The following is a 22,737-nucleotide window of genomic DNA, read 5'->3' as shown; positions in this document are numbered from 1 at the left end:
TGCGGGAAAGACTGAAAAAGCGGGCTTATCTTGCCGAGCCGGGCTGCACGATGCAATGGAAGAAGTGTAGGCACCTGAAATAATTCGTAAAAGTATCGTTTTCACGCCTCTGGCTGCAGTGGCAGGCCCCATCACAAGACAGGGCCGGCGCAGTCGGGCGTCACAGCCTGAGGTTGCATGGTAGGGGGCCTGCGCCTGGGAGCGGACCAGGATTCCCCTATGCGGCGAAAAGGCGGCACCGACCCGGGATGGGCCGGTGTCAGATTCACTGGCCGTGATACTCCACCAGGGCCGGCAGAGGGCTGAGTTCCGGCAGGTGGCGTGCCCAGCGCAGGAAGGCATCCGCCAGGGTGATGCCGAGCTCCTGATTGTGCTGGGTCAGGGTGCGGGCAAGGGCCGTGTAGCCCTCCTTGCCGGAGGCGGTATAGGCACTGGAGACCCCGCGATAGATGGCATCCGGCTCGACGTGCTGCCACTGATCCGGGCTGGCTTCCCATTCCAGGCGAGTGATCCTCTCCCCTTTGGGCCTGTCGGCCTGATAGCAGAAGCTCACCCCGGCGGTATAGGGGAAGCTGCCGCTGCCATTGCCCGTCACCCCGTTGTTGGTGGCGTTGTCGATGGCCCCCTCCAGCGCCTCGGCCAGTTCATGGCCGTGCACCCGGTAGAGGGTGAGGGGAATGGCAAAGGGCAGCAGGCGTCCGGCAACATCTGCTTCGGTCAGGGGGCCGGGCTCGAGGGAGCAGCGCACGCCCCCGGCATTGTGCAGGGCAAAGTCCACCTGACCCACCTGTTCGCGGGCACTGGCCAGCATGGCACTCGCTACCAGGGGGGCGACCTGGCTGCCGGCGGGCAGGTTGGCATCGGGCAGGCGCTGGTGGTGGAGCGGATCGGCGAGCCGGGTCACCACGCGCCGGGTCATGGTTTCGAGCTCGGGGCGATAGCGTCTGGCCAGATGCTGCTCGAGCTCGGGGGCCGGTTCGCAGAAGTGCAGCCCCGCAGGAGGCGGGGAAGCAAAGGGCCAGGGATCCCAGGGTAACCACTCCAGCTGGCCGCGGCTTTGGCACACGCGTCCCTGCTCGTCGAAGGTTAGTTCGCACACCCCGAGACAGAGGGCGCTGTGGGCGGCGTGCAGGATGGCCACCCCGTTCACCATGAGGGGATAGCTGCCTTCGCTGTCGAGCCCGAGCGGCGCCAGATACCCCAGCAGGCTGTGGGTGTGCCCGCCGACGATGAGGCTGAGCTCGGGGAAGCGGGTCGCCAGTCGCTTGTCCTGCTCCAGACCCAGGTGGCTCAGCAATATGATGTGGTTGATCCCCTCGGCCTTGATCTCTTCGAGGGCGCGGCTCAAGGTTTCTTCGATACCGTGGAAACGGGTGTGGGGATCGGGGCTCGCGATGGCGGCCATCTGCGGCAGCGTTATGCCGAGCAGGGCGAAGGGCACGTCGTCGATGACGCGCTTGTGCCAGGGGCGGCTCGCGTCAAACAGCTGCGGCAGTCCCTGCAGCCGCAGCGGGGCATCGGCGGGCTCCTGACGGTTGTCGATGTTGGCGGCGAGCACCGGGAAATCGAGCTGGCGCAAAAACTCCACCAGCGGCCCGTTGCCCAGATCGAATTCGTGGTTGCCGATCACCATGGCATCCGGTCGCAAGAGGGCCAGCAGGTCCGCATTGGCCCGCCCTTTGAAGCGGTTGAAGTAAAGTGACCCCTGGAAGGTATCGCCGCCATGCAGCAGCAGGCAGGTCTGGCCGGCTGCCTCGGCCTGTTGGCGCAGGGCGGTGAGCCGGGTCAGGATGCGACCATAGCCGCCGCACTGGGTGCGCCATTCGGACTTGCCATCGGGGGAGAAGCGCATGGGAGCGCCATCGAAATGGGAGTGGCAGTCGCTGAAGTGGGCAAGTTGAACCGTCATACTCAAGGCTCGGTCCTCCTTAGGAAAAAAGAGCACCGAGTCTACTGCATGGGGTGGGGGGGATACCAGCCCGGCGGCAGCCGGGCCGGTAAAGAGTCAGGCGGGAACCATGATCTGGGTGGCGAGGATCACTACCAGCAGGCCGACGGCCACCGGCAGCGAGGTACGTTTGACCACCTCGAACGGAGAGAGATTGCCCATCCCCGCACAGGCGACCACCACCCCGGAGACCGGCGAGATGGTGCGGCCGAGGTTGGATGCCTGCAGCATGGGGATCACCAGATAGGCCGGGTTGACGCCGAGGCTGGTGGCCAAATGGGGGATGAGCTCCACGAAGGCGTAGAAGGGGGCGTTGCCGGAACCCGTGGTGAAGGCCGCCAGGGTGGTGATGACCACCAGCACCAGCATGATGACGATGCCGCCGGTACCGAAGCTCTGGGCCAGATCCAGGAGGTTGGCGATGAAACCAAGCCCCATCAGACCCTGGGCAAAGACCCCGGCACCCACCAGCAGCATCACCACGCCGGCGAAAGCGTCGGCCATGTTGCGCCAGCACACCTGCAGCCCGTCCAGCAGCTCGCGGCCGTTGCGCTTGCGCACCAGCTCCAGCAGGGCGGCCAGCACCAGGCAGATGACGATGATGGTGACGATGTCGAGCTTGGGCCCCAGTTTGCCGTCAAACAGCAGCACACCGATGATGGGGGTGAAGGGCAGGATGGCGTAGAAGCCGGGGGCGTCGGTGACGAGATCGCTCGGGGCGACCGCGGCGTTGTGCTCCCCGGCCTTCTGATCCAGATAACGCTGCCAGAAGAAGTGGGTCACCGCCATGGCGGCGATGGCCACCAGGGAAATGGGCAGGGTCAGCTTGAAGGCAAACTCGATGAGCTCCATGTTCGCGGCCTGGGCTGCCATCACCACGTCCCCCGAGGTGGGGGAGAGGATGATGGCGGCCGGCGAGGCGCACACCGCCGCCGCCGCGCCACGGGAGATCCCCATGTTGACCATCAGCGGGAAGAGGGTGGCCATCAGCAGAACCCCGAGGCCGGTCGCGGAGCTCACCGCCAGCGACATGGCGCAGGCGACCAGATAGGCGGCCACCAGCAGGATGTAGGGGGACTTGATGACACCGAGGGGTTTGCTCGCGAGCTTCACCAGTATGGTGTTGGCGCCGATGTGGCTCATGTAGCCGGCAAAGCCGCACAGCACCATGATGAGCATGCCGAGGCCACCCCCCCTGTCGACCAGCAGGAAGCGCACGTATTCGAAGATGTCGGTGGCCATGTGGCCGGTGGAGGGGACGCTCGCCGGCAGCACCGCCTTGCCCATCAGGGCGGTGATCGCCAGCAGCAGCAGGCCGCCGCTGAGCAGTACCCCGGTGGCGGAGTAGCCCTTGAAGATGTAGCGACCCACGGCCAGGGTGACCAGGGTGCCGATCAGGAGTTCTATCATAAAACCTTCCCAAGAGTTGAAATGAGGGGGTGGCCTGCCAGGGCTCACCAGAGGGTTGCGCTGGACTATCCGGCATCGGCCAACAAAAACACTGTGGATATTACCCACTAAGGAGTGTTTCACCATCCGTTCGATGGCAGCTTGTGATCTCGACTGCAAATCCCCGCCTGAGCCGGGGTGATGACTCGCACGTTTGCAGCAACCGGGTGCCAAGAGCGGATGACAGGGGGCTGGATCAGGGGTAATCTCCCAATCGGGTTATTAATTCATTGATTATTAATTGAAATTAAGCCGGGACTCACAAGGAGCAAAGCCGCGGACAGATGGGACTCTTCAGCAAGACAGGGGTGACGGTGGCCCTCATTTATGCCGCCTCAATCGGTGCTGTACCTTCCCACTATGCCGGTGTGAAGGTCGCCCCCGATATCAAGGTCGACTTCCAGTTCTATCGGGTCTCCGGGGCCGATGTGGGGGCCGTGATGCGCCAGATCACCGCCTTGTCGCCCACCCAGGCGGACGGGCACATCGGCAAGGCCAGTTATCAGCTCTCCTGGCAGTTGCAGACGAAGGCGACGGCGACACGCTGCGAGCTGGAGCAGGCCAGCGTTCGTGCGCGCATCCAGGTCAGGGTCCCCAACTGGATGGACAAGTCCCGTGCGCCCGCGAAGGAGCGCCAGAAGTGGGACAAGCTGGTGGCCGCCATGTTTGACTACGAGAGCCGTCACAAGGATATCCTGCTGGAGAGCGTGAGCCAGCTTGGCACGCGCCTCGCCCAGTTGCCGGTGACCCGGGATTGCCCAACCCTGGAGCATCAGGGCTGGCAGGCAGGGCAGGCGGTGCTGGAGGCCACCCGGGCGCGGTTCGACACCCTGGCCAGCCAGACCGATCAGGGGCGCAAGCTGGGGGTCGTCTGGCCCAGGGCTGGCTGATGACACGTGTACAGGCCCATGGCCGCTCATGGGAAACATAAAAAACGGGCTGACTGAGCCCGTTTTTTGTTGGTGCGCCAAATGGTGTGGAGGCGGGCAGCCCCGGCTCCTGGGGAGTTAGTCGCGCAGTGGCTTGCCCTTGCGCAGTCTTCGCACCCAGTAGCGGGCGGGATGGATCGCCTCCAGCAGATCGGAGGCCAGCGGCAGGGGATCGCCGCAGATCTCGCTGGCGACCAGCTCGCCGCACAGGGGCGCCGAGCACAGACCTCGGGAGCCGAGCGCCCCCAGCACGTAGAGGCCGGCGTGCAGGGGCAGCGCGCTCTGCTGATCCGCGGGGGCGTTGACGTCATGATCCGCCAGCGCCGTCAACCGGGCGACGGGTCCGGCGACCGGCAGGTGATCCCGGCTGGCGCAGCGCACCCCGACGCGGGCCTGAGCGCCGCTCACATCCACCTCGGCGGGCCAGCGCTGCTGGGGCACACAGGCTTGCAGCCGTGCCCTGTTCTGCTCCTGCTCGTCGGCGCGGTAGGCAAGGTCGGTCTGGTTGCGGCCATAGCTGGCCCCGATACAGTGCGCGCCGTTGTGGGCCGGGGTGAGGTAGCCATCGTAGCAGAGCACGGTCTTGAGCTGGCTCAAGCCAGCCGTGGTCGGCACATGGCTCACCTGGCCGCGCACCGGATAGAGGGGCAGCTCGGCAAAGGGGAGAAGGGCTGGCAACTGATGCCCGGCTGCCACCACCAGATTGGGGGCGTGCCACTGGCGGCCATCCCGGCTCTCCAGGTGCCAGCCATCGACCTCTTCGGCAATGTGGGTTACAGCGGCATTGAACTCCACCTCCAGCCGCCCGCTGGCCTGCGCCTCCCTGATGGCGGCGCGGGTGAGATCCGCCGGACAGAGCCAGCCCCCCAGGGGATAGCTCACACCATCCGCATCGCAGGGCAGGCCGACCACCTGCTCAACCTCCGCTGCCGAGAGTGGGTGCATCAGCTCAGGGGGGAAGGGGCCCTGGCTCATCTTGGCAAGCTTGGCGGCGGATTTGTCGTCGTAGCCGAGTTGGGTGACGCCACACAGCGAGAAGGCGACGGGGTGGTGCTTTGCCAAAGCCAGCAGCCGGTTTCTGGCAAAGCCGAAGGCCAGCGAATAGAAGCGCGACAGGGCATCGTGCTCGCCGTTGAGCAGGGGGTAGAGGGCTCCTTGTCGATTGCCGGAAGCGCCGCTGGCCGGTTCGCCGTCTTCGCACAGCAAGGTGACGTGCCGACCCCGCTCCACCAGAGAGAGCGCCGTCATGGCGGAAGCGATGCCGCCACCGATGATGAGCACCTCTCCCTCCCGCCCTGCGGGGCGGGCATACCAGGGGGCGATGCTCTGCTGCGGCACTTTGCCTTCCCGAACACCCGCCAGCATCTCCCGCTTGCTGCCGTGGCCCTTCACCTTCTTCATGGCAAAGCCGGCGGCAATCAGCCCCCGTCGCACGAAACCGGCGCAGGTAAAGGTCGAGAGGGTGGCATCGGGGCGGGCGAGGCGAGCGAGATCGTCGAAGAGATCCTGGGTCCACATCTCTGGGTTCTTGGCAGGGGAGAAACCGTCCAGATACCAGGCGTCCACCAGACCAGTTGCCGGATGGGGCACCTGGGGCAGCATCTCCTTGATGTCGCCAAACCAGAGATCGAGGCGGATGCGGCCATCGGCAAAGAGCAGGCGATGGCAGCCGGAGACCGGCAGCGGCCACTGGTCAATCAGGTCCTGGCTCAGGTGGGAGAGCTCGGGCCAGGCGGCCAGGGCCTTGCACAGATCGGCCTGGGTAAGGGGGTATTTCTCGACGCTGATGAAGTGCAGCCGGGATCCGTTGCCGGACAGGGGGGCCTGTTCCAGAAAGGCGGCCATTGTGGCCAGAAAGTTAAGTCCTGTACCGAAACCTGTTTCACCAATCACGAAACTGTCACTATCGTGGTGCGAAAATCGCTCTGGCAGTCGATTTTGCTGCAAAAAGACGTAGCGGGTTTCACTTAGACCGTTATCATTGGAAAAGTACACATCCCCGAACTCACTGGAGACTGGAGTTCCCGCTTCGTTCCAGTCCAATCGGGCATGATGTAAGGATGTTTGACTCACGTTTTCCTCGGCTCGCGTCACAAAATCGCGGGCATTCTACGTGAAAGCAGACCAGTTTGGCAGCCGAAAGCGGGTAGACTCGGTGCCAGTTTTTCCAGACGAGATGAATTAATGAGAAGAGCAGTGATCACCGGTATCGGCGTCATCTCCAGTATCGGCAACAACAAGGAAGAGGTGCTGGCCTCCCTGAAAGCAGGCAAATCCGGCATCACCTATTCCGAGCAGTTCGAGCAGTACAACCTGCGCAGCCGTGTCTGGGGTAACATCAAACTCGATCCGTCTGAACTGATCGACCGTAAAGTCATGCGTTTCATGGGTGACGCTGCGGCCTACGCCTACCTCTCCATGCAGCAGGCCATCGAAGATGCCGGCCTGCCGGAAGAGATGGTCTCCAACGAGCGTACCGGCATCGTGACCGGTTCCGGCGGCGCCTCCGGCAAGAACACCTCCGAGTCTGCCGATATCGCCCGTGAAAAGGGCGTCAAGCGGGTGGGTCCCTACATGGTGCCGCGTACCATGTCCTCCACCACCTCCGCCTGTCTTGCCACCCCGTTCAAGATAAAAGGTGTCAACTACACCATCAGCTCCGCCTGTGCGACCTCTGCCCATTGCATCGGTCACGCCCTGGAACTGATCCAGCTTGGCAAGCAGGACATCATCTTTGCCGGTGGCGGCGAGGAGCTGGACTGGTCTTCCACCATCCAGTTCGACGCCATGGGCGCGCTCTCCACCAAGTACAACGACAACCCGGAAAAAGCGTCCCGCACCTATGATGCGGACCGCGACGGCTTCGTCATCTCCGGTGGTGGCGGCATTCTGGTGGTCGAGGAGCTGGAACACGCCCTGGCCCGTGGTGCCCACATCTACGCCGAAATCACCGGTTACGGTGCGACCTCCGACGGCTACGACATGGTGGCCCCGAGCGGTGAAGGCGCCGTGCGTTGCATGAAGATGGCGATGCAGGGTGTCGGCAAGGTGGACTACATCAACACTCACGGTACCTCTACTCCGGTTGGTGACACCAAGGAGCTGGAAGCCATTCAGACCCTGTTTGGCAGCAATGCCCCCAAGCTCTCCGCCACCAAGGCGATGACCGGCCATGCCCTGGGCGCCGCCGGCGTGCACGAGGCCGTCTACTCCCTGCTGATGATGGAACACGGCTTCATCGCCCCCAGCATCAACATCGAGAATCTGGACGAGAAAGCCGTGGGCCTGCCCATCGTGCGTGAATACGAAGCGGCCGACCTCAATACCGTCATGTCCAACAGCTTCGGCTTTGGCGGGACCAACGCCTCTCTGGTGTTCAGCAAGTTCAAGGCTTGATCTCCCCGTCGGGAGCACAACGCGGAATAGAAAAAGGCGCCGAAAGGCGCCTTTTTTATTGAACTCTTTTTATTGAATTCTTTTTATTGAACTCTGCTGATGGTTCCCGGTTTGGGTCCGCTGTCTGCCAGGGGCAACCGCATATAGACAGCCCCGTCACCATACTCCACCAGCGATTTGCCGGTGTCGGCGGGCACAAACCCCTGCTTGCGCCAGAAGGCGGGGGCATCCTGAACCGCCACCAGGCCTGCATGGCGATATCCTGCATGGCTCGCGAAAGCGAGCGCCCTTGCCAGCAGTCGCTGTCCGATACCCAGGCCGCGTGCCTTGCTCGAGACAGCGAGATCGTGCAGATAGAACTCGTCGTGGCCGGCCAGCGCCTTCATCGGCACCGAGAGGGGCGGGGGCTGGTGGGCACGCCAGGGGTGGCAGAGCAGGTAACCCAGCACCTTGCCCTGACGCTCGGCCACCCAGCAGCAGGCGGGGGCCAGCTCGGTCTTGTTCTGCATCACCTCGAGGGGCTCGGGTTCGAACTGGTGATAACACTCGTGCTGGATGGCCATGATGGCGGGCCAGTCTGGCGTGCGGATGGTGCGGATGGTGATCATGATGCGGGTCGGGTCCGTACTCAAACCGTGGCAAAAAGGGGTGACAGCATACCCCAGAGAGCACACAAACGAAACCGGGTTACCTGTCAGCGACTCGTCAGCGAACCGGCTCCTTGCTCACGACCTTGATCAGCTGGTAGCGCAAGGAAGGGGCATCGGCCGGCACATCGGCAAGTTGCTCCTTGCTCACTTCCAGTTGATAGCGAAAGCCCGGTTCAAAGGTGAAGCCTTCGATCTGCTGATAGAAGAGGCTCCAGTTCTCTCCCGGCTGACTGCGCACCTGCATGCACTTCATGGGGGCGACACCGACGCAGTCTGCCAGTTTGTCCTGGATATAGAGGGTTTAGGTGGTCGGGGCGCTCTGGCAGGCGCTGAGCAGGAGGGCGGAGCTGAGGAGCAGGGGAGATTTCATGATGAGTGTCCTTGGCGTAAAAGGGCGCGATTAAACCTGCAAAAGAAAAGGCGGTCAATGACCGCCTTTGTAACAAACCATGACAGATCGGGCTCAGCGCTGGTCGAGGGGCACGAACTCGCGCAGGGGCTGACCGGTGTAGAGCTGACGGGGACGGCCGATCTTCTGATCCGGGTCTGAGTGCATCTCGTTCCAGTGGGCAATCCAGCCGATGGTACGGGAGATGGCGAAGATCACGGTGAACATGGACATGGGGATACCGATGGCCTTCATGATGATGCCGGAGTAGAAGTCCACGTTCGGGTAGAGCTTCTTCTCGATGAAGTAGGGGTCGGACAGCGCGATGCGTTCCAGCTCCATGGCCACGTCCAGCAGCGGATCCTTGATCTGCAGCTCGGTAAGCACCTCGTGGCAGGTTTCACGCATCACGGTGGCACGGGGATCGTGGTTCTTGTAGACCCGGTGACCGAAGCCCATCAGACGGAACGGATCGTTCTTGTCCTTGGCGCGGCCGATGTACTCGGGGATGCGATCCACGGAGCCAATCTCTTCGAGCATCTTGAGGCAGGCTTCGTTGGCACCGCCGTGGGCCGGGCCCCACAGGGAGGCGATCCCCGCGGCGATACAGGCAAACGGGTTGGCACCGGAAGAGCCGGCCAGACGCACGGTGGAGGTGGAGGCGTTTTGCTCATGGTCCGCATGCAGGGTGAAGATGCGGTCCATGGCGCGCTCGACGATGGGGTTGACCTTGTACTCTTCGGTCGGCACGCCAAACATCATGTGCAGGAAGTTGCCTGCATAGGAGAGGGCGTTGCGCGGCTGCATGAAGGGCTGGCCGATGGAGTACTTGTAACACATGGCGGCCAGGGTCGGCATCTTGGAGAGCAGACGGAAGGCACAGATCTCGCGATGCTCCTCGTTGTTGATGTCGAGGGCGTCGTGATAGAAGGCGGACAGCGCGCTGACCACGCCGCACATGACGGCCATGGGGTGGGCGTCGCGGCGGAAGCCGCGGAAGAAGAAGGCGATCTGCTCGTGCACCATGGTGTGGCGGGTGACCAGACGTTCAAATTCCGCATATTGGGTCTTGGTGGGGGCCTCGCCGTACAGCAGGATGTAGCAGACTTCGAGGTAGCTGGCCTGGGTGGCCAACTGGGCGATGGGGTAACCGCGGTGCAGCAAGACACCCTGGTCGCCATCGATGTAGGTGATGGAAGATTTGCAAGAACCGGTGGCCATGAAGCCGGGGTCGAAGGTGAAATATCCTTGCGTGCCCAGCTTTCTGACATCGATCACATCGGGTCCAACGGTACCGGAGAGGATCGGCAGTTCAACCGGCTCTTTTCCGGGCAGATGTAGGGTGGCTATCTTATCAGCCATAGCACGTCTCCTTTGCTCTTTTATAATTTGGTTCCAGCCCTACTTTATTACGACTGTTATGACGCTGGCAAAGGTTCTTACCCGTACCACGGCGGCTGGAGCGCCTTATTTGAACCAGAGAACCATGTCTTTGTCAATTTTGCTGGATGATCATTAATGAATTGTTAAAGCTGTTGTGAGATCTGGTTTACGGTTTTGGATTTTCTGTGTAGCTATTTGATTGTCATTGGTTAAGGCCGCCGATATACTGCGCCACGTGGGTGATGGTCGTCGGTGTTTGAAACGCTTTCGCAAAGCCAGATGTGATATCGAAAATGTTATTTTTGGCTTTCCTGAGTTGTTTTGGTAACAAAAACCTAACAAATGCCACTCCTCGCCCTCAAAGCGTGTGAAAACAATAACTAACGTGCTCAATGGAGCTGAGTGGGCAAAGCCGTGAAAAACAAACAGAGACCTGTAAACCTCGACCTACAGACGATCAGCTTTCCTGTCACCGCCATCGCTTCCATCTTGCATCGTGTCTCAGGGGTCATCACCTTTGTGGCATTGGCCATCTTGCTGTGGATGCTTGGTACTTCACTCGCCTCTCCCGAAGGATTTGAATCGGTCGTTGCCATCATGGACAACTTCCTGGTCAAGTTCGTGCTGTGGGGGATCCTGACCGCGCTGGCTTACCACATCGTGGGCGGTCTGCGGCACCTGGTCATGGACATGGGCTATTGGGAAGAGCTGGAATCCGGTAATCAGAGTGCCCGTGTGGCCTTCGTGATCACCGCGGTTTTGGCGGTATTGGCGGGGGTACTGGTATGGTAACCAATTCTGCAACTTTCGGGCGCAGCGGTGTTCATGATTACATCCTGATCCGCGCCACCGCCCTCATCATGACGTGCTACGTCCTCTATCTGGTTGGCTTTGTCGCGTTCAACGACATCACCTACGAGGTGTGGACCGGCTTCTTCTCCAACACCTTCACCAAGGTCTTCACCCTGCTGACGCTCGTATGCGTCTTGATCCACGCCTGGATCGGTCTATGGCAGGTGCTGACCGACTATATCAAGCCGGTCGGACTGCGCGGTGCGCTGCAGTTTGTGCTGGTGGTGGTGCTGTTTGTCTATGTGATGACTGGTTTCGTCGTGCTGTGGGGTGTGTAAGGTGACTATTCCAACTCGTGAATTTGATGCGGTCGTGATCGGTGCCGGTGGCGCCGGTATGCGCGCCGCGCTGCAGATTGCCCAGTCCGGCAAGAGCTGCGCCCTGTTATCCAAGGTTTTCCCGACCCGTTCCCACACGGTCTCCGCCCAGGGCGGGATCACGGTCGCCCTGGGCAATGCCCACGACGACAACTGGCAGTGGCACATGTATGACACCGTCAAGGGCTCCGATTATATCGGTGATCAGGAAGCCATCGAATACATGTGCAAGACCGGCCCCGAGGCCATCTATGAGCTGGAGAACATGGGCTTGCCTTTCTCCCGCTTTGACAACGGTACCGTCTACCAGCGTCCGTTCGGCGGTCAGTCCAAAAACTTCGGCGGCGAGCAGGCTGCCCGCACTGCGGCGGCAGCCGACCGTACTGGTCACGCCCTGCTGCACACCTTGTATCAACAAAACGTCAAGAACAAGACCACCGTCTTCTCCGAGTGGTATGCCCTGGATCTGGTGAAGAACCAGGATGGTCATATCGTCGGCTGTACCGCCATCGACATGGAGAGCGGCGAGGTCGTCTACTTCAAGGCCAAGGCCACCGTGCTCGCCACCGGCGGCGCCGGTCGCATCTACCAGTCCACCACCAACGCACACATCAACACCGGTGACGGCGTCGGCATGGCGCTGCGCGCCGGGGTCGGCGTGCAGGACATGGAGTTCTGGCAGTTCCACCCCACCGGTATCGCCGGGGCAGGGGTACTGGTGACCGAAGGTTGCCGTGGTGAAGGCGGCTACCTGCTGAACAAGGACGGCGAGCGCTTCATGGAGCGTTATGCGCCAAACGCTAAGGACCTGGCCGGTCGCGACGTGGTGGCCCGTTCCATCATGATCGAGATCCGCGAAGGCCGTGGCTGCGACGGTCCCTGGGGCCCGCACATCAAGCTCAAGCTGGATCACCTCGGCAAAGAGGTACTGGAATCCCGTCTGCCGGGTATCTGCGAGCTCTCTCGCACCTTCGCACACGTGGATCCGGTCAAAGAGCCCATCCCCATCATTCCGACCTGCCACTACATGATGGGCGGCGTGCCGACCAGCGTGAACGGCCAGTGCCTGACCCAGGACAAAGATGGCAACGACGTGCCGGTGGTCGGTCTGTTCGCGGTGGGCGAGATCGCCTGCGTCTCCGTGCACGGTGCCAACCGTCTGGGCGGCAACTCGCTGCTGGATCTGGTGGTGTTCGGTCGTGCTGCCGGCATGCACCTGGTGGAGACCCTTGGCTCGATGGAGCACGGCGCGGAAGCCACCGACGCCGACATCGCCAAGGCGCTGGAGCGCTTCAACCGCTGGGAAAACAACCGTGACGGGGAAGACCCGGCCCAGATCCGCAAGGATCTGCAGCGCTGCATGCAGAACAACTTCTCCGTGTTCCGGGAAGGGGATGCCATGGCAGAAGGGCTGGCCGAGCTGAAACTCATCCGCGAGCGTCTCAAGAACGCCCGTCTGGACGACACCTCCAAGGAGTTCAATACCCAGCGCATCGAGTGCCTGGAGCTGGACAACCTGATGGAGACCGCCTATGCCACCGCGGTGGCAGCGAACTTCCGTACCGAGAGTCGTGGCGCCCACAGCCGCTTCGACTTCCCGGAGCGTGACGATGAGAGCTGGCTGTGCCACAGCCTCTATCATCCGGACACCGAGTCCATGACCCGTCGCGCTGTCAACATGTCACCCAAGACCCGTGAGGCGTTCCCGCCCAAGGTCCGGACTTACTGATTGCGGAGCCAAGCACAATGAACGTCACATTCTCTGTCTACAGATACAATCCGGACGTTGATAACGTCCCGTATATGAAGGATTATCGTCTTGATATTCCTGAAGGTTCCGACATGATGGTGCTCGACGCACTGATCCAGCTCAAGGAGCTGGATCCCACGCTCGCCTTCCGCCGCTCCTGCCGCGAAGGGGTCTGTGGATCTGACGGTCTCAACATGAATGGCAAGAACGGTCTGGCCTGCATCACGCCGCTCTCCGATCTCTTGAAGAAGGGCAGCAAGGTCGTCATTCGGCCCTTGCCCGGTCTGCCGGTGATCCGGGATCTGGTGATCGACATGACCCAGTTCTACACCCAGTGGGAGAAGGTCAAACCCTTCCTCATCAACGACGAAAAACTGCCGCCCGTGCGTGAGCACCTGCAATCCCCCGAAGAGCGCGCCAAGCTGGATGGCCTGTACGAGTGCATACTCTGTGCCTGCTGCTCCACCTCTTGCCCCTCCTTCTGGTGGAACCCGGACAAGTTCATCGGTCCGGCCGGCCTGCTCGCCGCCTATCGCTGGCTGGCGGACAGCCGCGACACTGCGGCCAGTGAGCGACTGGGCAACCTGGATGACGCCTTCAGCGTGTTCCGCTGCCACGGCATCATGAACTGCGTGAACGTCTGTCCCAAGGGCTTGAACCCGACCAAGGCCATTGGTCAGATCAAGTCGATGTTGCTCAACCGGGCCGTGTAGTATCGGGGCCAGGGCGCCTTGCGCCGGGCCCGACCTCTGGATAGCCATCCCGCCCCGGGATGGCTATGACCCTACAAGCTGCAGTGCAGCGAACAAGATGTACAAGGGATAGAAATGCATAACGGCGTGATGAAGGCCTGGTTGGAGTCATCTCACCTGGCTGGTGCGAATGCAAGCTACATTGAGGATTTGTACGAATCCTTCCTGGAAAACCCCGACTCCGTTGCCGACGAATGGCGCAGCCTGTTCCAGTCGCTGCCCCAGGTCAACGGACATGCAGTAGAACAACCCCACTCCCAGGTTCGCGACTATTTCCGCCGCCTGGCCAAGGACTCCTCCCGTTACAGCGCTCCCGTCTCCGATCCCCAGGTGGATGCCAAACAGGTTCGCGTACTGCAACTGATCAACGCCTTCCGTTTCCGCGGTCACCAGAACGCCAACCTGGACCCCCTGGGTCTGTGGCAGCGCGAGCCGGTCGCCGAGCTGGACCCGGCCTTCCACAATCTGCAAGGTGCAGACATGGAGGCCACCTTCAATGTGGGCTCCTACGCCATCGGTCGCGAGACCATGGTGCTCTCCGATCTGTATGCCTCGCTCAAGAAGACCTATTGCGGCAGCATCGGCGCCGACTACATGCACCTCACCTCCACCGAGGAGAAGCGCTGGCTGCAAGACAGGCTGGAATCCATCGAAGGGAAGGGCAACTATACCCTCGAAGAGAAGACCCGCTTCCTCGAGAGCCTGACCGCCGCCGAAGGGCTGGAAAAATACCTGGGTGCCAAGTTCCCGGGGGCCAAGCGTTTCTCCCTGGAAGGGGGCGATGCCATGGTGCCCATGCTCAAAGAGTTGATCCGCCGCGCCGGTGAGCAGGGTTGCAAGGAAGCCGTCATCGGTATGGCCCACCGCGGTCGCCTCAACGTGCTCATCAACGTACTGGGCAAGCGCGCCCAGGACCTGTTCGACGAGTTCGCCGGCAAGCACGGCGAATCCTGGGGCACAGGGGACGTGAAGTACCACATGGGCTTCTCCTCCGACTTCGCCACCCCGGGCGGCAACGTCCACCTGGCGCTGGCGTTCAACCCGTCGCACCTCGAGATCGTCAACCCCGTGGTCATCGGCTCCGTGCGTGCCCGTATGGACCGCCGCGGTGACAAGGACGGCTCCAGTGTCCTGCCCATCACCATACACGGTGACTCCGCTATCGCGGGGCAGGGGGTCGTTGCCGAGACCTTCAACATGTCCCAGACCCGTGCCTATGGAGTGGGCGGCACGGTGCGCATCGTCATCAACAACCAGGTGGGCTTCACCACCTCCTATATCCGTGACCTGCGCTCCACCGAATATTGCACCGACATCGCCAAGGCGGTGCAGGCCCCTGTGCTGCACGTCAACGGGGATGACCCGGAAGCCGTGGTGCTGGTGACCCAGATTGCCCTGGATTACCGCAACACCTTCAAGCGCGACGTGGTGATCGAGCTGGTCTGCTACCGTCGTCACGGCCACAACGAGGCTGACGAGCCGAGCGCGACCCAGCCCCTGATGTACCAGAAGATCAAGCAGCACCCGACCCCGCGCAAGATCTACGCCGATCAGCTGATCGCCGAAGGAGCCATCGCGCCGGAGCTGGCCACCACGCTAGTCAACGACTATCGCGACACCCTGGATCGGGGCGAGCGGGTGAGCAAGGAGTGGCGCCCCATGGAGCTGCACTCCGTGGACTGGACGCCGTATCTGGGTCACGACTGGGCCATGGCCTATGACAGCACTGTGCCCATGGATCACCTGAAGGCCCTGGGTGAGCGCATCAGCCAGTACCCGGCCACCCATGTGCTGCAACGCCAGGTCGAGAAGATCTACGAAGACCGTCGCCTGATGGCCGCCGGTGAGAAGCTGGTGGACTGGGGCTTTGCCGAGACCCTGGCCTACGCCACCCTGGTGGACAAGGGATCCCGCATTCGCTTCACCGGGGAAGACTCCGGCCGCGGTACCTTCTTCCATCGCCACGCCGTGCTGCACAGCCAGACCGATGCCAGCACCTACACCCCGCTGTGCAACTTGCACGACGAGCAGGGCCCGTTTGAAGTCTATGACTCCGTGCTGACCGAGAACGCGGTCCTGGCGTTCGAGTATGGCTACGCCAGCGCAGAGCCGGCCGGTCTCACCATCTGGGAAGCCCAGTTCGGTGACTTCGCCAACTGCGCCCAGGTGGTGGTGGATCAGTTCCTCTCCTCCGGCGAGCAGAAGTGGGGCCGGATGTGCGGCCTGACCATGCTGCTGCCGCACGGTTACGAGGGTCAGGGCCCGGAGCACTCCTCCGCCCGTCTGGAGCGTTACCTGCAGATGTGCGCCCAGCACAACATGCAGGTGTGCGTGCCCTCCACCCCGGCGCAGGTGTTCCACATGCTGCGTCGTCAGGTAGTGCGCCCCATGCGCCGTCCGCTCATCGTGATGACGCCCAAATCCCTGCTGCGCCACCCGCTGGCGGTGAGCAAGCTCGAAGAGCTGGCAGAGGGCACCTTCCAGAACGCCATCGGCGAGATCGATGCGCTGGATCCCAAAGGCGTCAAGCGCGTGGTCTTCTGCTCCGGCAAGGTCTACTACGACCTGCTCGATGCCCGTCGCAAGGCCGAGCAGCAGGACGTGGCCCTGGTACGGATCGAGCAGCTCTACCCCTTCCCGGAAGAGGAAGTGCGCGCCATCCTGGCCGATTACAGCCATGTCACCGACTTCGTCTGGTGTCAGGAAGAGCCGCAGAACCAGGGCGCCTGGTACAGCACCCGTCATCACTACGACAGCGTGCTGCCAAGCCATGCCCGTCTGCGTTATGCCGGTCGCCCGGCGTCGGCCTCACCGGCCGTCGGTTACATGTCCGTCCACGCCAAGCAGCAAAAAGCCCTGGTGGAAGACGCCCTTACCCTGGAATAACGAGTTGTGGATGAGAGGGCCCGTGTCGGGACCCTCTCTGACCTGGAACAAGCCTGCTGGCCAAGAAGTAACAAGGAACTGATTACATGACTATCGAGATCAAGGTACCGGACCTGCCGGAATCAGTGGCGGATGCCACCATCGCGACCTGGCACAAGAAACCGGGTGATCTGGTTGCCCGTGACGAAGTGCTGGTTGACATCGAAACCGATAAAGTCGTGCTGGAAGTGCCCGCGCCGGAAGCCGGCGTACTGGGCGACATCCTGCAGAGCGAAGGGGCGACCGTGCTCTCCCGCCAGCTGATCGCCATGCTCAAGCCGGCCCCCGTTGCCGGTGAAGCGACCAGCGAGAAGCCGGTGGAAGCCGTGGCCGATGACGCTGCCGATGGCCTGAGCCCTTCCGTGCGCCGCATGGTGGCCGAGCACGACATCGACGTCGCCAAGCTGACCGGCACCGGCAAGGGTGGTCGTGTCACCAAGGAAGACGTGGAAGCCTTCATCAAGAATCTGGGCAAGGCTCCGGTGGCTGCACCGACTGCTGCCGCTCCCGTGGCTGCCGCACCGGTTGCGCCGCTGGCTGGTCGCACCGAGAAGCGCGTGCCCATGACCCGTCTGCGCAAGCGCATCGCCGAGCGTCTGCTGGAGGCCAAGAACACCACCGCTATGCTGACCACTTTCAACGAGATCAACATGGCGCCCATCATGAAGCTGCGCAAGCAGTACGGCGAGATCTTCGAGAAGAAGCACGGTATCAAGCTCGGCTTCATGTCCTTCTATGTGAAGGCCGTGGTCGAATCCCTCAAGCGCTACCCGGAAGTGAACGCAGCGCTGGACGGTGACGACATCGTCTACCACAACTACTTCGATGTCAGCATCGCCGTCTCCACCCCCCGTGGTCTGGTGACCCCGGTGCTGCGCGACTGCGACAACATGAGCCTGGCGGACATCGAGAAGGCCATCAAAGACCTGGCCGGCAAGGGCCGTGACGGCAAGCTGACCGTGGATGAACTGACTGGCGGCAACTTCACCATCACCAACGGTGGCGTGTTCGGCTCCCTGATGTCCACCCCCATCATCAACCCGCCCCAGAGCGCCATTCTGGGCATGCACAAGATCCAGGACCGCCCCATGGCCGTCGACGGCAAGGTCGAGATCCTGCCGATGATGTACCTGGCGCTCTCCTACGATCACCGCATCATCGACGGCCGCGAGTCCGTGGGCTTCCTGGTCTCCATCAAGGAGCTCCTGGAAGACCCGACCCGTCTGCTGCTGGATGTCTGAGCAAGCGTGACTGAAAGATAACGAGGGGCCGCCCAGGCCCCCATTCACAGGGGATTGAGAAACACGAGCCCCGGACGGAAATACCTACAACACGGATAGAGCATCTATGAATCTGCATGAATATCAGGCAAAACAGCTGTTTGCCGAGTATGGCCTGCCGGTCTCCGAAGGTTATGCCTGTGCTACCCCGCAGGAAGCGGCCGAAGCGGCCGACAAGATTGGCGGCAACACCTGGGTCGTCAAATGCCAGGTCCACGCCGGTGGCCGCGGTAAAGCGGGCGGCGTCAAGCTGGCCAAGAGCAAGGACGAGATCCGCGCCTTTGCCCAGAACTGGCTCGGCAAGAACCTGGTGACCTATCAGACTGACGCCAATGGTCAGCCGGTTACCAAGATCCTGGTGGAGTCCTGCACCGACATCGCCAAGGAACTGTACCTGGGCGCCGTGGTCGACCGTGGCTCTCGCCGCGTGGTCTTCATGGCTTCCACCGAAGGTGGTGTGGAGATTGAGAAAGTCGCCCACGAAACCCCGGAACTCATTCACAAGGCTGCCATCGATCCCCTGGTAGGCCCGCAGCCTTATCAGGCCCGCGAGCTGGCCTTCAAGCTGGGTCTGGTCGGCGATCAGATCAAGCAGTTCACCAAGATCTTCATGGGCCTGGGCCAGATGTTCCTGGACTGCGACTTCGCCCTGCTGGAGATCAACCCCCTGGTCATCACCGACAAGGGCAACCTGCACTGCCTGGACGGCAAGATCAACATCGACGCCAACGCCCTGTACCGTCAGCCCAAACTGCGCGAGATGCACGATCCGTCCCAGGATGACCCCCGCGAAGCGCACGCCGCCCAGTGGGAGCTGAACTATGTGGCCCTCGATGGCAACATCGGCTGCATGGTCAACGGCGCGGGCCTGGCCATGGGCACCATGGACATCGTCAACCTGCACGGCGGTTCCCCGGCCAACTTCCTGGACGTCGGCGGCGGCGCCACCAAGGAGCGCGTGACCGAGGCCTTCAAGATCATCCTCTCCGACAGCAAGGTACAAGCCGTGCTGGTCAACATCTTCGGTGGCATCGTGCGCTGCGACATGATCGCGGAAGGCATCATCGGCGCCGTCAAGGAAGTGGGTGTGAAAGTGCCCGTGGTGGTGCGTCTGGAAGGCAACAACGCCGAACTGGGTGCCCGTAAACTGGCCGACAGCGGCCTCAATATCATCGCCGCAACGAGTCTGACTGACGCAGCTCAGCAAGTGGTAAAAGCAGCGGAGGCCAAATAATGAGCGTTCTGATCAACAAAGACACCAAGGTGATCTGCCAGGGCTTTACCGGCGGTCAGGGTACCTTCCACTCCGAACAGGCCATTGCCTACGGTACCCAGATGGTTGGTGGCGTGTCCCCGGGCAAGGGTGGCACCACCCACCTGGGCCTGCCGGTGTTCAACACCGTCCGTGACGCCGTGGAAGCCACCGGCGCCACTGCCTCCGTCATCTATGTGCCGGCGCCGTTCTGTAAGGACGCCATCCTGGAAGCCATCGATGCCGGCATCAAGCTGATTGTCACCATCACCGAAGGCATCCCGACCCTGGACATGCTGGACGTCAAGGTGAAGCTGCAGGAAACCGGCGTGCGGATGATCGGCCCCAACTGCCCGGGTGTCATCACCCCGGGTGAGTGCAAGATTGGCATCATGCCGGGCCACATCCACAAGCCGGGCAAGGTGGGCATCGTCTCCCGCTCCGGCACTCTGACCTACGAAGCGGTCAAGCAGACCACGGACGAGGGCTTCGGCCAGTCCACCTGCGTCGGTATCGGTGGCGACCCCATCCCGGGCTCCAACTTTATCGACATCCTCGAGATGTTCCAGAATGACCCGCAGACCGAAGCCATCGTGATGATCGGCGAGATCGGCGGCAACGCCGAAGAGGACGCGGCTGCCTACATCAAGGCCCACGTCACCAAGCCGGTGGTCTCCTACATCGCGGGTGTCACCGCACCGGCTGGCAAGCGCATGGGTCATGCGGGCGCCATCATCGCCGGTGGTAAAGGCACCGCGGCCGAGAAATTTGCCGCCCTGGAAGATGCCGGCGTGAAAACCGTGCGCTCCTTGGCCGATATCGGCAAGGCCCTGCGTGAAGTGACCGGCTGGTAATTCCTTCAAGCCAGTTATCTCTGATAAAAATGCCGCCCAATGGGCTAATGCCGATCAGTTAAGGATCCATTGACCGATCCTCAGGCTGTGTAAGAATCCGAAACTCCTTGTTGGGTTTCGGATTTTTTTATGCGTATCGACCAAGCTCTCGACTTCATTCACGCCTGTCCTCCCGGAAAGTTTGAGTCCCTGTCTGACCTGCTGTCACCTGAACTGGTGCAGGCTTGCTTGGCCGAGACGGGCTCCGTCTCCTTGCGCCGACGGCGCATGCCCATGGAGCGGGTGCTATGGGCCATTATCGGGATGTCCTTGTTTCGTCATGTCCCTATGGCCCAGCTGGCCAACCAGCTCGATATCCTGTTACCCGGCGACCGGCCGTTTGTCGTCCCCAGCGCCTTCATCCAGGCGCGCCAAAAACTGGCTGACCAAGCCGTTCGACAGGTGTTCCAGCAGACCGCCACACTCTGGCATCAGCTGTGTCAGCACCCCACCTGGGCCGGCTTGCAGCTGCTGGCCGTGGACGGGGTGGTCTGGCGCACGCCCGATACTCCGGACAATGCCGGCGCCTTTGCCAAGTCGAAAACCGTCCAGGGGGAGACGCAATATCCCCAGGTCCGCATGTTGTGTCAGATGGAGCTGACCAGTCATCTGCTGACCCAGACAGTGATGGACTCCTGTGCGGTAAACGAGATGGTGTTGGCAGAGCAACTGATTGAAAAAACACCCGATAATAGCCTGACCCTGTTCGATAAGGGCTTCTACTCACTGGGGTTACTCCATGCCTGGCAACGCCAGGGCGTAGCGCGTCACTGGCTTATTCCGCTGAAAAAGGGGGCTCAATACGAGGTCATCCGCAAGCTGGGGCGGCAGGATGTGCTGGTACGCCTCAGAGCCAGTCCGCAGGCCAAGAAGAAGTGGAGCGAGTTGCCGGAGCAGTTCGAAGCCCGGCTGCTGACCCGGACGGTAAACGGCAAGGAGCGGCAGGTGCTGACCTCGCTCACCGACCCGCTGCGCTTCCCGGCCAGCGAGTTGATGGAGCTATACCAGAATCGCTGGGAAATCGAGCTGGGCTATCGGGAGATGAAACATAGCCTGCAACAGCACCGGCTGACGCTGCGCAGCAAGAAACCCGATGGAGTAAGGCAGGAGCTATGGGGCTTGGTATTGGCCTATAACCTACTGAGATATCAGATGGTTAGGATGGCGGCGAGCTTAAAGGGCTATACGGCCAGCCAGTTGAGCTTTCACATGGCATCGGTGTATCTGCTGCATGAACTCAGTTGCCTGCCGTTTGTGTCACCGGGCATGGTTCCAGGGCGTGTCGCTGAGTTGGACAAACAGGCAGAGCAGTTCAAGTTACCCGCCCGCCGAGAACGAAGTTACCCAAGGTGCATCAAAGCCAAACCACAGAAGTATGCGACGAGAAAACCTAGGGAAAGTGCGAACAAGTATCCCACGAACAAAAAATGAAAATTTTAGTCATTTAATATCAATGGGTTACCAGTAAATGCTCTCGTGCCATATGACTTATTCGCACCTTCCCAAGGCATCTTGCTGAATACTGCTTCCGGTTTAATCATCGTTTTGACCTCAAGAGTATGTTTGTTGAATTGGGGCATGCAGTCGTGGCAAGCCCGCCGATGCCATATCGGCTCTTGAAGCTGGCTGAGGGTCATGGGTAATCAGGAAAACATTTTACAAATATAGATTTGCTCGTAGCTGATAAATCGTTACGTTTGTCTTATCGACTGATTTTCATTGGGTAAAAACAGTTTGCCTGAGAAAAACGATGTGGATGACTGTGGTATCGCAGATTTGCTCCGGAGTGTCTGTCTGAAGCTAATAGGTGAAACTGCCGCCAACCTTGAAAAATCGGGCCATAGGGCGTATAACCACGCGCTTGTCAGCGTATTGAGTGAGCCCATTGCCATGCAGCAAAAAGTGCCGCAGTTAAACGAAGTGCAGACCGCCCCCTTCTGGCAGATAAAAAGCCTGCAACAGATGACCACAGCCGAGTGGGAGTCCCTGTGCGACGGCTGCGGCAAGTGCTGCCTGAACAAGCTGATCGACGAGGACACCGAGGAGCTGGTGTTCACCAACGTGGCCTGCAACCTGCTCAATACCAAGACCTGCCAGTGCTCCGACTATGGCAACCGCTTTAAGAAAGAGCCGGACTGCCTGCAGATCACCCACGACAAGATTGCCGAGTTCAACTGGCTGCCCTCTACCTGTGCCTACCGCCTGCTGGCGGAGGGGCAGAGCCTGCCAGAGTGGCATCCCCTTATCACCGGCAGCCGCAGCGCCATGCACCAGGCCGGTCAGTCGGTGCGCGGCAAGGTGATCCATGAGGTACATGCCGGCGACTGGGCCGACCATATCATTACCTGGGCGAGCTAAGCCTTAAACCACCGTTTATTGCTTACTATAGGGGCAGGGGAGTGAGACTCCGCTGCCCTTGTAGTTTTTGGCATATAAGTGATCAGTTTTTTGCGATAAAGGCAGTTTGAAACTTCATGGTGAGATGAAAGCATCGTGAAGTCGTGAGAGGTCGCCTCTGACGCAGCCAGCACCCGTTAAACCGCATCCATGACACAAGGGCTGCAGAGTTCACA

Annotated in this window: 17 protein-coding genes and 2 pseudogenes; 13 read left to right on the top strand and 6 right to left on the bottom strand. The window is 61.2% G+C overall.

All coding sequences use genetic code 11. The features are described 5' to 3' along the window. Window positions 1-265: 265 nt before the first annotated feature. Together I6L36_RS03360 and dcuC are read right to left on the bottom strand one after the other, a co-directional pair. Entirely contained in the window at window positions 266-1,915 is a 1,650-nt protein-coding gene (locus I6L36_RS03360) for a bifunctional UDP-sugar hydrolase/5'-nucleotidase (protein ID WP_109112256.1), read from the bottom strand. Window positions 1,916-2,005: 90 nt separating this feature from the next. Next, on the bottom strand, window positions 2,006-3,358 hold the full coding sequence (gene dcuC / locus I6L36_RS03355; RefSeq protein WP_010674486.1) for an anaerobic C4-dicarboxylate transporter DcuC: 1,353 nt from the start codon (window positions 3,356-3,358) through the stop codon (window positions 2,006-2,008). Between the two features lie 323 nt (window positions 3,359-3,681). On the opposite strand from dcuC, the gene I6L36_RS03350 reads away from it, so the two are divergent. After that, the gene (locus I6L36_RS03350; protein WP_109112255.1) at window positions 3,682-4,287 is read left to right on the top strand and encodes a DUF922 domain-containing protein; all 606 of its coding nucleotides are present in this window, start codon (window positions 3,682-3,684) and stop codon (window positions 4,285-4,287) included. A 117-nt stretch (window positions 4,288-4,404) separates the two neighbouring features. Here I6L36_RS03350 and mnmC read toward each other — a convergent pair whose 3' ends face one another. Then, window positions 4,405-6,420 (bottom strand): bifunctional tRNA (5-methylaminomethyl-2-thiouridine)(34)-methyltransferase MnmD/FAD-dependent 5-carboxymethylaminomethyl-2-thiouridine(34) oxidoreductase MnmC, encoded by a 2,016-nt coding sequence (gene mnmC / locus I6L36_RS03345; RefSeq protein WP_174213879.1) that lies wholly within the window; start codon window positions 6,418-6,420, stop codon window positions 4,405-4,407. A 90-nt stretch (window positions 6,421-6,510) separates the two neighbouring features. On the opposite strand from mnmC, the gene fabB reads away from it, so the two are divergent. Beyond that, window positions 6,511-7,722, top strand: a complete 1,212-nt coding sequence (fabB, locus tag I6L36_RS03340) for a beta-ketoacyl-ACP synthase I (protein WP_029314417.1) — start codon at window positions 6,511-6,513, stop codon at window positions 7,720-7,722. Between the two features lie 83 nt (window positions 7,723-7,805). On the opposite strand, the gene I6L36_RS03335 is transcribed toward fabB, so the two are convergent. The 3 genes and pseudogenes from I6L36_RS03335 to I6L36_RS03325 all read right to left on the bottom strand — a co-directional run bounded on the left by I6L36_RS03335 (window position 7,806) and on the right by I6L36_RS03325 (window position 10,122). After that, the gene (locus I6L36_RS03335) at window positions 7,806-8,330 is read right to left on the bottom strand and encodes a GNAT family N-acetyltransferase (RefSeq protein WP_109112253.1); all 525 of its coding nucleotides are present in this window, start codon (window positions 8,328-8,330) and stop codon (window positions 7,806-7,808) included. A gap of 97 nt (window positions 8,331-8,427) precedes the next feature. Further along, a pseudogene (locus tag I6L36_RS03330) lies at window positions 8,428-8,742 on the bottom strand (DUF4377 domain-containing protein). Between the two features lie 93 nt (window positions 8,743-8,835). After that, on the bottom strand, window positions 8,836-10,122 hold the full coding sequence (locus I6L36_RS03325; protein ID WP_010674492.1) for a citrate synthase: 1,287 nt from the start codon (window positions 10,120-10,122) through the stop codon (window positions 8,836-8,838). Between the two features lie 423 nt (window positions 10,123-10,545). On the opposite strand from I6L36_RS03325, the gene sdhC reads away from it, so the two are divergent. The 11 genes and pseudogenes from sdhC (at window position 10,546) to I6L36_RS03270 (ending at window position 22,522) form a co-directional block, all read left to right on the top strand. Beyond that, a complete protein-coding gene (sdhC, locus tag I6L36_RS03320; protein WP_029314418.1) occupies window positions 10,546-10,935 on the top strand; it encodes a succinate dehydrogenase cytochrome b556 subunit in 390 nt (129 codons plus the stop codon). After that, window positions 10,929-11,273, top strand: coding sequence for a succinate dehydrogenase, hydrophobic membrane anchor protein (sdhD, locus tag I6L36_RS03315; protein WP_010674495.1), 345 nt, complete (start codon window positions 10,929-10,931; stop codon window positions 11,271-11,273). Before sdhC ends, sdhD begins: the two co-directional genes overlap by 7 nt. A gap of 1 nt (window position 11,274) precedes the next feature. Then, window positions 11,275-13,041: a succinate dehydrogenase flavoprotein subunit gene (sdhA, locus tag I6L36_RS03310; RefSeq protein WP_042015499.1), complete on the top strand. Its 1,767-nt coding sequence runs from the start codon at window positions 11,275-11,277 to the stop codon at window positions 13,039-13,041. A 17-nt stretch (window positions 13,042-13,058) separates the two neighbouring features. Beyond that, window positions 13,059-13,775 carry a succinate dehydrogenase iron-sulfur subunit gene (locus I6L36_RS03305; protein WP_010674497.1) on the top strand — a complete coding sequence of 239 codons (717 nt, stop codon included), beginning with the start codon at window positions 13,059-13,061 and terminating at the stop codon, window positions 13,773-13,775. 114 nt (window positions 13,776-13,889) lie between these two features. After that, on the top strand, window positions 13,890-16,700 hold the full coding sequence (gene sucA / locus I6L36_RS03300) for a 2-oxoglutarate dehydrogenase E1 component (RefSeq protein ID WP_010674498.1): 2,811 nt from the start codon (window positions 13,890-13,892) through the stop codon (window positions 16,698-16,700). An 86-nt stretch (window positions 16,701-16,786) separates the two neighbouring features. Then, window positions 16,787-17,980: a 2-oxoglutarate dehydrogenase complex dihydrolipoyllysine-residue succinyltransferase gene (gene odhB, locus I6L36_RS03295; protein ID WP_042863770.1), complete on the top strand. Its 1,194-nt coding sequence runs from the start codon at window positions 16,787-16,789 to the stop codon at window positions 17,978-17,980. A 106-nt stretch (window positions 17,981-18,086) separates the two neighbouring features. Continuing rightward, window positions 18,087-19,253 (top strand): ADP-forming succinate--CoA ligase subunit beta, encoded by a 1,167-nt coding sequence (gene sucC, locus I6L36_RS03290; RefSeq protein ID WP_005300220.1) that lies wholly within the window; start codon window positions 18,087-18,089, stop codon window positions 19,251-19,253. Next, the gene (sucD, locus tag I6L36_RS03285; RefSeq protein ID WP_005300222.1) at window positions 19,253-20,125 is read left to right on the top strand and encodes a succinate--CoA ligase subunit alpha; all 873 of its coding nucleotides are present in this window, start codon (window positions 19,253-19,255) and stop codon (window positions 20,123-20,125) included. The genes sucC and sucD overlap by 1 nt, the downstream gene beginning before the upstream one ends. A gap of 129 nt (window positions 20,126-20,254) precedes the next feature. Beyond that, on the top strand, window positions 20,255-21,595 hold the full coding sequence (locus tag I6L36_RS03280) for an IS4 family transposase (protein WP_216986961.1): 1,341 nt from the start codon (window positions 20,255-20,257) through the stop codon (window positions 21,593-21,595). Window positions 21,596-21,666: 71 nt separating this feature from the next. Then, a pseudogene (locus I6L36_RS03275) lies at window positions 21,667-21,807 on the top strand (IS1595 family transposase); the annotation flags it as partial. A gap of 247 nt (window positions 21,808-22,054) precedes the next feature. After that, window positions 22,055-22,522 carry a YcgN family cysteine cluster protein gene (locus I6L36_RS03270; protein WP_109113289.1) on the top strand — a complete coding sequence of 156 codons (468 nt, stop codon included), beginning with the start codon at window positions 22,055-22,057 and terminating at the stop codon, window positions 22,520-22,522. Window positions 22,523-22,737: the final 215 nt, after the last annotated feature.

It is taken from the genome of Aeromonas sp. FDAARGOS 1406 (genome assembly GCF_019048565.1).
In the GTDB taxonomy this organism is placed as follows: Bacteria; Pseudomonadota; Gammaproteobacteria; order Enterobacterales; family Aeromonadaceae; genus Aeromonas; species Aeromonas caviae.
This window is presented reverse-complemented; position numbering and strand designations above follow the sequence as displayed.

Coding starts and splice junctions, on each gene's coding strand:
- odhB (WP_042863770.1), top strand. CDS start 16,787: ATGACTATCGAGATCAAGGTACCGGACCTGCCGGAATCAGTGGCGGAT.
- sucC (WP_005300220.1), top strand. CDS start 18,087: ATGAATCTGCATGAATATCAGGCAAAACAGCTGTTTGCCGAGTATGGC.
- I6L36_RS03325 (WP_010674492.1), bottom strand. CDS start 10,122: ATGGCTGATAAGATAGCCACCCTACATCTGCCCGGAAAAGAGCCGGTT.
- sdhD (WP_010674495.1), top strand. CDS start 10,929: ATGGTAACCAATTCTGCAACTTTCGGGCGCAGCGGTGTTCATGATTAC.
- sucD (WP_005300222.1), top strand. CDS start 19,253: ATGAGCGTTCTGATCAACAAAGACACCAAGGTGATCTGCCAGGGCTTT.
- I6L36_RS03280 (WP_216986961.1), top strand. CDS start 20,255: ATGCGTATCGACCAAGCTCTCGACTTCATTCACGCCTGTCCTCCCGGA.
- I6L36_RS03270 (WP_109113289.1), top strand. CDS start 22,055: ATGCAGCAAAAAGTGCCGCAGTTAAACGAAGTGCAGACCGCCCCCTTC.
- dcuC (WP_010674486.1), bottom strand. CDS start 3,358: ATGATAGAACTCCTGATCGGCACCCTGGTCACCCTGGCCGTGGGTCGC.
- I6L36_RS03305 (WP_010674497.1), top strand. CDS start 13,059: ATGAACGTCACATTCTCTGTCTACAGATACAATCCGGACGTTGATAAC.
- sucA (WP_010674498.1), top strand. CDS start 13,890: ATGCATAACGGCGTGATGAAGGCCTGGTTGGAGTCATCTCACCTGGCT.
- fabB (WP_029314417.1), top strand. CDS start 6,511: ATGAGAAGAGCAGTGATCACCGGTATCGGCGTCATCTCCAGTATCGGC.
- I6L36_RS03335 (WP_109112253.1), bottom strand. CDS start 8,330: ATGATCACCATCCGCACCATCCGCACGCCAGACTGGCCCGCCATCATG.
- I6L36_RS03350 (WP_109112255.1), top strand. CDS start 3,682: ATGGGACTCTTCAGCAAGACAGGGGTGACGGTGGCCCTCATTTATGCC.